This window comes from Streptomyces sp. NPDC048352, from assembly GCF_040651895.1.
Classification (GTDB): domain Bacteria; phylum Actinomycetota; class Actinomycetes; order Streptomycetales; family Streptomycetaceae; genus Streptomyces.
In genome coordinates this window covers 16,900-26,928 of sequence record NZ_JBEZKZ010000002.1, presented here as the reverse complement: position 1 = coordinate 26,928, position 10,029 = coordinate 16,900, and the positions used below count along the sequence as shown (strand labels likewise).

The window sequence follows — 10,029 nt, the reverse complement described above, 5'->3', positions numbered from 1 at the left end:
GGGCACCCGGCGAGGGTCGGTGCATGCCAACCGACACCTCTCCCGGCGCCCTTCCGGCCCGGGCGCCCCTCGCGTCCGCGCCCGGCGAGCCCGTACTCGACGTGGTGATCCCGGTCTTCAACGAGGAGAAGGACCTCGGCCCCTGTGTGCGCCGCCTCCACGCCCACCTCACCCGCACCTTCCCGTACGCCTTCCGCATCACCATCGCCGACAACGCCAGTACCGACCGGACCCCCGAGGTCGCCGCCGGACTCGCCGCGGCGGTCGAGGGAGTACGCAGCTTCCGGCTGGAGGAGAAGGGCCGCGGCCGCGCGCTGCGCACCGTCTGGTCGCGGTCGGAGGCGCCCGTCCTCGCGTACATGGACGTGGACCTCTCCACCGACCTGAACGCGCTGCTGCCGCTGGTCGCCCCGCTGATCTCCGGCCATTCCGACCTCGCCATCGGCACCCGGCTGGCCCCCTCCTCCCGGGTGGTACGGGGCGCCAAACGGGAGTTCGTCTCCCGCGCCTACAACCTGCTGCTGCGCTCCTCCCTCTCCGCCCGCTTCAGCGACGCCCAGTGCGGGTTCAAGGCCATCCGCCGGGAGGTGGCGCAGCGGCTGCTGCCGCTGGTGGAGGACACCGGCTGGTTCTTCGACACCGAGATGCTGGTGCTGGCCGAGCGGGCCGGGCTGCGGATCCACGAGGTGCCGGTGGACTGGGTGGACGATCCCGACTCCACGGTCCACATCGTGAGGACCGCCGCCGAGGACCTGAAGGGCGTCTGGCGGGTGGGGCGGGCACTCGCGGTCGGAGCGCTCCCGCTCGACCGGCTCGCCCGCCCCTTCGGGGACGACCCGCGCGACCGCACCGCGCTGCCGGGCGTACCGCGCGGGCTGACCCGCCAGCTCCTCGGCTTCTGCGCCGTCGGCGTGCTGTCCACCCTCGGCTACCTCGCCCTGTACTCCCTCGTCCGGCCGGCCGCCGGGCCGCAGCTCGCCAACGCCGGCGCCCTGCTGGTCTCGGCCGTCGCCAACACCGCCGCCAACCGGCGGCTCACCTTCGGCGTCCGGGGCCGGGACCGCGCCGTCCGCCACCAAGCCCAGGGGCTCGTGGTCTTCGCCATCGGACTGGCCCTGACCAGCGGTTCGCTCGCCGCCCTCGGCGCGGCCGCCGCCGATCCCGCGCACAGCACCGAGCTGGCCGTCCTGATCACGGCCAACCTCGCCGCCACCGTGCTGCGGTTCCTGCTCTTCCGCTCCTGGGTCTTCCCCGAGCGGCGCACCACTCCCGTGGAGGACGCCCACCGATGACCACCGCCCTGCCGGCCTCCGGCTCCCCCTTCCCCGGGCCGGCCGCCCACCCGGCCCGGACCCCGGCCGCCCCGGCCGAGCGCCGCGCCACGGCCGTACGCCCCCGCTGGGAGCGGCCCGCGTACGCGGCGCTGCTGCTCGCCACCGCCCTGCTCCTGCTGTGGAACCTCGGGGCCTCCGGCTACGCCAACTCCTTCTACTCCGCCGCCGTGCAGGCGGGCTCCCAGAGCTGGAAGGCCTTCTTCTTCGGCTCCTCCGACGCCGGGAACTCGATCACCGTCGACAAGCCCCCGGCCGCGCTGTGGCCGATGGCGCTGTCCGTCCGGCTGTTCGGGCTCGGCTCCTGGCAGATCCTCGTCCCCCAGGCACTGATGGGCGTCGGGACCACCGCCGTGCTGTACGCCGCCGTGCGCCGCCAGTTCGGGCCCGGTGCCGCGCTGCTGAGCGGAGCGGCCTTCGCGCTCACGCCCGTCACCGCGCTGATGTTCCGCTTCAACAACCCCGACGCGCTGCTGACGCTGCTGCTGACCGCCACCGTGTACTGCGTGCTCCGCGCTCTGGACGGGGCGCGGACGGGGTGGCTGGTGGCGGCCGGCGCGGCGATCGGCGCGGGCTTCCTCACCAAGACCCTGCAGGCCTTCGTCATCCTGCCGCCGCTCGCCCTGCTGTACGCCGTCTGCGCGCCGACCCGGCTGCGTCGCCGGCTCGGGCAGCTGCTGCTCGCCGGGCTGGCGGCGGTGGCGGCCGGCGGCTGGTGGGTGGCCGTGGTGGAGCTGTGGCCCGCCGCCTCCCGCCCGTACATCGGCGGCTCGCAGCACAACTCCTTCCTGGAGCTCACCTTCGGCTACAACGGGCTCGGCCGGCTGAACGGCAACGAGACGGGCAGCGTCGGCGGCGTCCGGGCCGCGGCCGGCGGGAGCGGGGCCGGGGCGTACGGGATGCCCGGGGGCGGCCCGGGGCCCCGGGGCGGCGGGGGCTGGGGGGAGACCGGCATCGACCGGCTCTTCTCGGGCGGTGTCGGCGGCCAGATCTCCTGGCTGCTCCCGGCCGCGCTGGTGCTGCTCGTCGCGGGGCTGGTGGTCACCTGGCGGGCCCGCAGGACGACCGACTCCCTGGAGGGCAAGGCCCGCGCGGCCTTCCTCGCCTGGGGCGGCTCCCTGCTGATCACCGCGCTCGTCTTCAGCTACATGCAGGGCATCTTCCACGAGTACTACACCGTCGCGCTGGCGCCCTTCGCGGCCGCGCTGGTCGGCATGGGCACGGCCGTGCTCTGGGAGGAGCGGGGCAGCAGGGCCGCCGCCCTGACCCTGTCCGGCACCCTGGCCCTGACCGCCGTCTGGTCGTACGTCCTCCTCGGCCGCTCCTCCGGCTATCTGCCGTGGCTGCGCTGGGCGGTCGTGGCGGCCGGGCTGCTCGCCGCCGTCCTGATGCCGTTCGCGGTCCGCTTCGGGCGCCGGGTGCTGCTCGCCACGGCGGCGCTGGGGCTGGGGGCGGCTCTGGCGGGGCCGTTCGCGTACTGCCTGACCACCGTCGGCACCGGACACACCGGGTCCATCCCCACGGCCGGGCCGGCGGTGGCGGGCGGCCGGGGCGGCCCGGGAGGGATGCGCTTCGGCCCCGCCGGCGAGCAGCTCCAGGGCGGCCCGGGCGGGTTCCCGGGCGCCGGCCAGGGCGGCGGCCCGGCAGGAGGCCCGCCGCAGGGCGGTGGCCCCCTCGGCGGAGGCCCGATGGGCGGCTCCCGCCCGGCGCGGCCGAACGGCCAGGCGGGCGGCGCGAACGGACCGGCCGCCCCGAGCGGCGAGGGCGGCCAGGGCGGGCGCGACGGCCAGAGGGGTACCGGCGGCCCTGGCGGGCTGCTGGGCGGCACCCGGGTCGACGCCGCGGCGAAGACCGCGCTCAGCACCGGCGCCGCCCGCTACACCTGGGCGGCGGCCGCCATCGGCTCCCAGAACGCGGCGAGTTACCAGCTGGCCTCCGGTGCGCCCGTGATGCCCGTCGGCGGCTTCAACGGCAGCGACCCCTCGCCCACGCTGGAGCAGTTCAAGGGGTACGTGAAGGCGGGGAGGATCCACTGGTTCATCGCCCAGAGCGGCCTCGGCGGCGGCAGCGGCGAGGCGGCCACGGGCATGAACCGGCCCGCGGGCACGGGAGGTCCCGGCGGCGCGGCGGGTACGGCCATCGACAGCTGGGTCAGGGCGAACTTCAAGGCCGTCACCCTCGGCGGGGCCACCTTCTACGACCTGACGGCCCCGTCGGCGGTCCCGTCCTGATCCGCCCCCGATCCGCCCCTGATCCGCCGGACACCCCCTAGCATCAAGAGGGCGGACCGGGCATTCCGGGCTGAACCCCTTGTGGTGAGGAGGGCGCCTCCATGGTGACCGAGGCTGATCCGGGCAAGGCCAGGACCAGTGTGTGGCTGGCCGCCAGGCCGGCCGCCCCCACCAGACGCCGCAGCGAGGCACCCTCGGGCCTGGACCGGGACCGGATCACCGCCGCCACCGTCCGGCTGCTGGACGCCGACGGCCTCGGCCGGTTCTCGATGCGCCGGCTGGCCGCCGATCTCGGAGTCACCGCGATGTCCCTGTATTGGTACGTGGACACCAAGCACGACCTGCTCGAACTGGCCCTGGACAGCGCCCTGGGACAGCAGCGGCTGCCGGCCGGCCCGCCCCCGCGCGAGGGCTGGCCGGCCCGGCTGCGCACCCTCGCCGGCGGCTACCGCCGGCTGCTGGCGCAGCATCCGTGGGTGGCGCCGCTGAGCGTGGCCTATCCCAACATCGGCCCGCACGCACGGGCCTTCGACGACGCCCTGCACCGGCTGCTGGAGGTCACGGGGCTGGCGGGCGCGGCCAGGGCCGGCGCTCATCTGGCGGTATCCCAGTTCCTGACCGGCTGCGCCCTGAACGGCTGCGGGGGCAGGGTCCGGCGGGCGCCCGAGGCGGAGTTCGCCCTCGCCCTCGACGTCCTGATCGCCGGCATCGAGGCCAAGGCCGCCCATACGCCGGCGGCCCGGGCCTGAACCCCATGGGGGTCCGGCCCGGGCCGCCCGTGTCCCGTCCTTCGCCGGGCGGCGTACGGCCTCGGTCAGCCGTCGCCCCGCGCCGCGGAGGCGGCCGGCCCGGCCGTGCCCGCCGTCCCGGCGGCCGCGGCGGGGGTCTGCGCCCCCTCCGGGCCGTTCTCCGTACCGCCCTCGGCGGCCGGGGTGTGCAGGGCCGGCTTCGACTTCAGCGCGACCTCCTTGATGAACAGCACCAGCACCAGCCCGAGCAGCGCGGCCGGGGCGGCGTACAGGAAGACGTCGCCGACGCCGTGCCCGTACGCGGACTCGATGACGGTCCGGAACGGCGCGGGCAGCTTGTCGAGGTCGGGGATCCCGCCCCCGGCGGTGCCGCCGTGCCCCAGGGCCGCGGCCTTCGGGCCGAGAGCGGCCAGCCCCTCCTGGACGTAGTGGGTGACCCGGTTGGCCATCACCGCACCCAGCGCGGAGACGCCCATGGCGCCGCCGAGGGAGCGGAAGAAGGTGACGACGGAGCTGGCGGCGCCGAGGTCCTCGGGGGCCACCTGGTTCTGGGTGGCGAGGACCAGGTTCTGCATCATCATGCCGAGGCCGAGGCCGGTCAGCGCCATGTAGACCGCGATGTGCCAGTACGGGGTGTCGTAGCGCAGGGTGCCCAGCAGGCCGAGCCCGGCGGTCAGCAGCACGCCGCCGGAGACCAGCCAGGCCTTCCACTTGCCGGTCTTGGTGATGACCTGGCCGGAGACCGTGGAGGAGACGAACAGGCCGCCGATCATCGGGATGGTCAGGACGCCGGACATGGTGGGGGACTCGCCCCGGGCCAGCTGGAAGTACTGGCTGAAGAAGACCGTGCCGGAGAACATCGCGATGCCGACGAAGAGCGAGGCCGCGGAGGCCAGGCTGATGGTCTTGTTGCGGAACAGCCGCAGCGGGATGATCGGGTTGCTCGCGCGGGACTCGACGAGGACGAAGAGCAGGCCGAGCACCACGGCGCCGCCGGTCATGGCCAGGGTGGTCCAGGAGATCCAGTCGTACGAGTCCCCGGCCTGGGTGACCCAGATCAGCAGCAGCGAGACGGCCCCGCTGATCAGGAAGGCGCCCAGCCAGTCGACCTTGACGTCGCGGCGGACCACCGGGAGCCGCAGGGTCTTCTGCAGCACGACCAGCGCGATGACCGCGAACGGCACGCCGACGTAGAAGCACCAGCGCCAGCCCAGCCATTCGGTGTCGGTGATGACGCCGCCGAGCAGCGGGCCGCCGACGGTGGCGACGGCGAAGACCGCGCCGAGGTAGCCGCTGTAGCGGCCGCGTTCGCGCGGGGAGATCATCGCGGCCATCACGATCTGGGCGAGGGCGGAGAGGCCGCCGACGCCGATGCCCTGGACCACGCGGCAGGCGATCAGCATCCCGGTGTTCTGCGACAGGCCCGCGACCACGGAGCCGAGGACGTAGATCACCAGGGATATCTGGACGAGCAGCTTCTTGCTGAAGAGGTCGGACAGCTTGCCCCAGAGGGGGGTCGCGGCCGTCATCGACAGCAGGGCCGCGGTGACGACCCAGGTGTAGGAGGACTGCGTGCCGCCGAGGTCGCTGATGATCTGGGGCAGGGCGTTGGAGACGATCGTGGAGGACAGGATCGCCACGAACATGCCGAGCATGAGCCCGGACAGCGCCTTCATGATCTGCGGGTGGGTCATGGGTGCGCCGTCGGACGTGGTCTCCGGCCGGCCGCCTCCCCGCACACCGGGGGGTGTGGTCGTAGCCATGTGTTTCCTTTGCCTAGAAGCTCGATCGGAGTCGGGCCAGCAGGGTGTTCAGTACGTCGATGTCCTCGGCCGACCAGTCGGCCAGGGCCTTCTCCAGCGCGTCCGTGTAGCGGGCGCCGAGCTCGGCGAGCATGGCGCGCCCCGCTTCGGTCAGGCGCAGGATCCGGCAGCGGCCGTCGCCGGGGTCGGTCTCCCGCTCGATCCAGCCGCGCTGCGCCACGTGGGCGACGTGCCGGCTGCTGACGGAGATGTCGACGGCCATGAACTCGGTGAGCCGGCTGAGCCGCATCTCGCCGTGCCGGTCGAGGACGGTGAGGACGGCGGCGGAGCCGGGCGGACAGTGCGGGGGCAGCATCCGGGCCAGGTCGCGTTTCACCGCTCCTACGCCGGTGAGTTGGCGGGCCAGCTCCTCGTACCGGGTGTGCCGGGCCGTCTGCGTTGTCACCGGGAACCGCCCCCATCTTGTTGCTTAGGGCAACCATAGAACCGCATGGTTGCTACAGGCAAATGAATCCCGGGGGTGAGGCGGTAAAGGAATCGGAAAACCCGCTAGGGTCCTGAGCCATGTCTGCGAACCACACCCCACCCGGATCCGAGGGCGCGCACGACCCCGCCGGCAGCACCCAGATGTTCCGCGCGTTCGTGGAGGAGGGCGAGCCGGCCCGGGCCCCGTCCGTCCCGGGTGCCCGGCGGCGCGCGAAGGAGTCCGGTGCGAAGGGCGGCGCGACGGCGGCCGTGGTCATCGCCCTGGTGCTCGTGATCGCCGCGTCCCTGTGGGTGGCCCTCCGCTGACGGCGCGGCGGTTCCCGCGGGGTCCGCGGGCTCAGCTCCAGGCGGCGGTGACCTGCCGGGTCTCCACGTGCATGCCCAGCGGGACCCGCCACGCCTCGACGCAGACCGTGTAGGTCTGCGTCTTCGAGGTGCCGCCCGCGAGGGGGGCGGGCAGGGGCTGGGTCGTGGTGATCGTGGCCCAGTCGATGCCGAGGGCGCCGATGACGTGCGTCGCGAAGCTGACCGTCCCCGAACGGGCGGCGGTGGTCCCGGTGTTGGTGAAGGTCACCGTGACCCGCTCGCACCAGCGGTCGGGCGCCGCCGCGCGGGCCGGGGCGCTGAGCGTGAGCCGCGCCGGGGTGGCCGGCGGGGCGGGCGGCGTGGTGCTCGGCTTCGGGGCAGGAGGGGCCGGCGGGACCGGAGTGCCGGGGGTGCCTGGCGGGGTCGGTGGGGCTGGAGTGGCCGGTGGGACCGGAGTGCCGGGCGGGGGCTGAGAGCCCGGGGCGGTGGAGCCCGTGCCGCCCGCGCCCCCGGTGCCCCCGGTGCCGCCGGGGGCGGCCGGGGTGCCCGGGTCCGGCGGGGTGCCGGGCGCGGGTACGGAGCCGCCGGGGGCGGCGGCCGTCCCTCCGCCCTGGGCGGAGCCGCCGGGGGACGGGGACCCGGGCGCGCCGGGCGACGTAGAAGAAGGGGCACTCGCGGAGGCGGCCGAGCCATCGGGCGCGAGCGGCTGGAACTCCACCCGTCCGCGGGGCGGCACGTTCTCCCCCGCGCCCCGCTCGGGGCCCGCGGCGGCGGCGCCCACGGCGGCATAGCCGTCCCGGCCGGGCCCGCAGCCGGTGAGGGCGGCGGCCGTGCAGCACAGGGCGAGGGCGAGGGCGGCGCGGGATCCCGTTCGCATCGCGCCAGTGTTCCTGACGCGATGTCATATGTGAACCCCGCGCTCCTGCGTCAGTCCCCGATCAGGCCCGTGCGCAGCTGGGCGAGCGTGCGGGTGAGCAGCCGGGAGACGTGCATCTGGGAGATGCCGACCTCCTCGCCGATCTGCGACTGGGTCATGTTCGCGAAGAACCGCAGCATGATGATCTGCCGCTCCCGGGGAGGGAGTTTGGCCAGCAGCGGCTTGAGCGACTCGCGGTACTCGACGCCCTCGAGCGCGCTGTCCTCGTAGCCGAGCCGGTCCGCGAGCGAGCCCTCGCCGCCCTCGTCCTCCGGAGAGGGCGAGTCGAGCGAGGAGGCGGTGTAGGCGTTGCCGACGGCGAGGCCGTCGACGACCTCCTCCTCGGTGACGCCGAGCACGGCCGCCAGCTCCGGCACGGTCGGGGACCGGTCCAGCTTCTGGGCGAGCTCGTCACTGGCCTTGGTCAGCGCGAGGCGCAGCTCCTGGAGCCGGCGCGGGACGCGGACGGACCAGGAGGTGTCCCGAAAGAATCGTTTGATCTCGCCCACGACGGTCGGCATCGCGAACGTCGGGAACTCCACTCCGCGTTCGCAGTCGAACCGGTCGATCGCCTTGATCAGGCCGATGGTGCCGACCTGGACGATGTCCTCCATCGGCTCGTTGCGGCTGCGGAACCGGGCCGCCGCGTAGCGCACCAGCGGCAGGTTCAGCTCGATCAGGGTGTCTCGTACGTACGTCCGTTCGGGGCTGTCCGCGTCCAGGGCGGCAAGTCGCTGGAAGAGGGAGCGGGAGAGGGTGCGGGTGTCGATGGCTTCCGAGCGGTCGGACACTGCCGGCAGCTCACGCGTGTCGAGCGTGAGCACCTTGGAGCTGCCCTGTTCTGCGGACATGCCACCCCCTTGAGGTCGCGGACGGTCGCGTCTCTGCGTCCGTCGGAGGAACGCAGCCTCCACCTGAATACCGGAGGCGGGGCTGCGGCAAACGCGGTTCCAGCAGAATGTCACATGTCGGCAACACGCTGTAGCGCCATGTCGACAAGTATCTCCAGCGACAGACAGCCGACCGAGCGGAATGAGCCGATTCTGTAGGGAAACCCGGGAAGGGCTCCACCCGATCCGGTTAAGCCTCGATCCTGTTTGCGGATCGCAGACGGGCGAAGCTCCGCGCGAGCAGCCGGGACACGTGCATCTGGGAGACGCCCAGCTCCGCGCTGATCTGCGACTGCGTCAGGTTGTTGTAGTACCGCAGCAGGAGGATCCGCTGCTCCCGCTCCGGCAGCTGGACCAGCAGGTGGCGTACGAGGTCACGGTGCTCGACGCCGGCCAGCTCGGGGTCCTCGTAGCCGAGCCGGTCGAGCAGGCCGGGCATGCCGTCGCCCTCCTGGGCGGCCTCCAGGGAGGTGGCGTGGTAGCTGCGGCCGGCCTCGATGCAGGACAGCACCTCGTCCTCGCCGATCCGCAGCCGCTCGGCGATCTCGGCGGTGGTGGGGGTGCGGCCGTGGAGGGTGGTGAGGTCCTCGGTGGCGGCGTTGACCTGCACCCACAGCTCGTGGAGGCGGCGCGGGACGTGGACGGTGCGGACGTTGTCGCGAAAGTATCGTTTGATCTCGCCCACGACCGTCGGCATCGCGAAGGTGGGGAACTGGACCCCGCGCTCGGGGTCGAACCGGTCGATCGCGTTGATCAGGCCGATCGTGCCGACCTGGACCACGTCCTCCATCGGCTCGTTGCGGCTGCGGAAGCGGGCGGCCGCGTACCGGACGAGCGGGAGGTTGGCCTCGATCAGGGCCCCCCGCACGCGGTGGTGCTCGCTGGTGCCCGGTTCCAGGTCCTTCAGCTGCCCGAAGAGCACCTGGGTCAGGGCCCGGGTGTCGGCTCCCCGGCCCTGGGGCCTCGGCGGAACCGGCGTGGCCGGCGGCTCCTGGGAACCCTCCTGCGCCCCCTGGCCCGGCTCCTGCGCGCGCGCCTCGGGGCCGCCTTCGGGACGGGCTTCGGTACGGGCTTCGGTACGGGCCTCGGGGCGGGCTTCGAGGCGGTCTTCGGGACGGCCTTCCAGGCGGGCCTCGGGGCGCGGCTCGTGCGGGCGGAGCTCTTGCTGGGGAGGCACCTGAGGCGCAGTACTGGCCGGCACGGTCACGCCACCCCTTCGATCAACTCATCGGTCAAAAGCGGTCATAGCATCACAAGAGATGTGCACTATGTGCAAGCACCGTATATAGCCGTGTTGAGGGCAAGTTGGGCATTCAGGGGTAGTTATTCACCCGAAGTCACTGCGGTGAACGAGAAA

General features: G+C 73.6%; 9 protein-coding genes. 4 read left to right on the top strand and 5 right to left on the bottom strand.

The features are described from left to right. Window positions 1–23: 23 nt before the first annotated feature. The 3 genes from AB0D45_RS01340 (at window position 24) to AB0D45_RS01330 (ending at window position 4,311) form a co-directional block, all read left to right on the top strand. Entirely contained in the window at window positions 24–1,292 is a 1,269-nt protein-coding gene (locus AB0D45_RS01340; protein ID WP_362454778.1) for a bifunctional glycosyltransferase family 2/GtrA family protein, read from the top strand. Next, window positions 1,289–3,562: a glycosyltransferase family 39 protein gene (locus tag AB0D45_RS01335; protein ID WP_362454777.1), complete on the top strand. Its 2,274-nt coding sequence runs from the start codon at window positions 1,289–1,291 to the stop codon at window positions 3,560–3,562. The genes AB0D45_RS01340 and AB0D45_RS01335 overlap by 4 nt, the downstream gene beginning before the upstream one ends. Window positions 3,563–3,663: 101 nt before the next feature. After that, window positions 3,664–4,311 carry a TetR/AcrR family transcriptional regulator C-terminal domain-containing protein gene (locus AB0D45_RS01330; protein ID WP_362454776.1) on the top strand — a complete coding sequence of 216 codons (648 nt, stop codon included), beginning with the start codon at window positions 3,664–3,666 and terminating at the stop codon, window positions 4,309–4,311. A gap of 65 nt (window positions 4,312–4,376) precedes the next feature. Here AB0D45_RS01330 and AB0D45_RS01325 read toward each other — a convergent pair whose 3' ends face one another. Both AB0D45_RS01325 and AB0D45_RS01320 read right to left on the bottom strand, forming a co-directional pair. After that, window positions 4,377–6,074: an MDR family MFS transporter gene (locus tag AB0D45_RS01325; protein ID WP_362454775.1), complete on the bottom strand. Its 1,698-nt coding sequence runs from the start codon at window positions 6,072–6,074 to the stop codon at window positions 4,377–4,379. 13 nt (window positions 6,075–6,087) lie between these two features. Beyond that, the gene (locus tag AB0D45_RS01320) at window positions 6,088–6,519 is read right to left on the bottom strand and encodes a MarR family winged helix-turn-helix transcriptional regulator (protein ID WP_362454774.1); all 432 of its coding nucleotides are present in this window, start codon (window positions 6,517–6,519) and stop codon (window positions 6,088–6,090) included. Between the two features lie 119 nt (window positions 6,520–6,638). Here AB0D45_RS01320 and AB0D45_RS01315 point away from each other — a divergent pair, with 119 nt between their 5' ends. After that, the gene (locus tag AB0D45_RS01315) at window positions 6,639–6,866 is read left to right on the top strand and encodes a hypothetical protein (protein ID WP_362454773.1); all 228 of its coding nucleotides are present in this window, start codon (window positions 6,639–6,641) and stop codon (window positions 6,864–6,866) included. 31 nt (window positions 6,867–6,897) lie between these two features. On the opposite strand, the gene AB0D45_RS01310 is transcribed toward AB0D45_RS01315, so the two are convergent. The 3 genes from AB0D45_RS01310 to AB0D45_RS01300 all read right to left on the bottom strand — a co-directional run bounded on the left by AB0D45_RS01310 (window position 6,898) and on the right by AB0D45_RS01300 (window position 9,849). Then, window positions 6,898–7,743, bottom strand: coding sequence for a hypothetical protein (locus AB0D45_RS01310; RefSeq protein ID WP_362454772.1), 846 nt, complete (start codon window positions 7,741–7,743; stop codon window positions 6,898–6,900). Window positions 7,744–7,793: 50 nt separating this feature from the next. Further along, window positions 7,794–8,633 carry an RNA polymerase sigma factor SigF gene (locus AB0D45_RS01305; RefSeq protein ID WP_361600602.1) on the bottom strand — a complete coding sequence of 280 codons (840 nt, stop codon included), beginning with the start codon at window positions 8,631–8,633 and terminating at the stop codon, window positions 7,794–7,796. Between the two features lie 229 nt (window positions 8,634–8,862). Then, window positions 8,863–9,849, bottom strand: coding sequence for an RNA polymerase sigma factor SigF (locus AB0D45_RS01300; RefSeq protein WP_362454771.1), 987 nt, complete (start codon window positions 9,847–9,849; stop codon window positions 8,863–8,865). Between the last annotated feature and the right edge of the window lie 180 nt (window positions 9,850–10,029).

Coding starts and splice junctions, on each gene's coding strand:
- AB0D45_RS01330 (WP_362454776.1), top strand. CDS start 3,664: ATGGTGACCGAGGCTGATCCGGGCAAGGCCAGGACCAGTGTGTGGCTG.
- AB0D45_RS01340 (WP_362454778.1), top strand. CDS start 24: ATGCCAACCGACACCTCTCCCGGCGCCCTTCCGGCCCGGGCGCCCCTC.
- AB0D45_RS01310 (WP_362454772.1), bottom strand. CDS start 7,743: ATGCGAACGGGATCCCGCGCCGCCCTCGCCCTCGCCCTGTGCTGCACG.
- AB0D45_RS01305 (WP_361600602.1), bottom strand. CDS start 8,633: ATGTCCGCAGAACAGGGCAGCTCCAAGGTGCTCACGCTCGACACGCGT.
- AB0D45_RS01315 (WP_362454773.1), top strand. CDS start 6,639: ATGTCTGCGAACCACACCCCACCCGGATCCGAGGGCGCGCACGACCCC.
- AB0D45_RS01325 (WP_362454775.1), bottom strand. CDS start 6,074: ATGGCTACGACCACACCCCCCGGTGTGCGGGGAGGCGGCCGGCCGGAG.
- AB0D45_RS01335 (WP_362454777.1), top strand. CDS start 1,289: ATGACCACCGCCCTGCCGGCCTCCGGCTCCCCCTTCCCCGGGCCGGCC.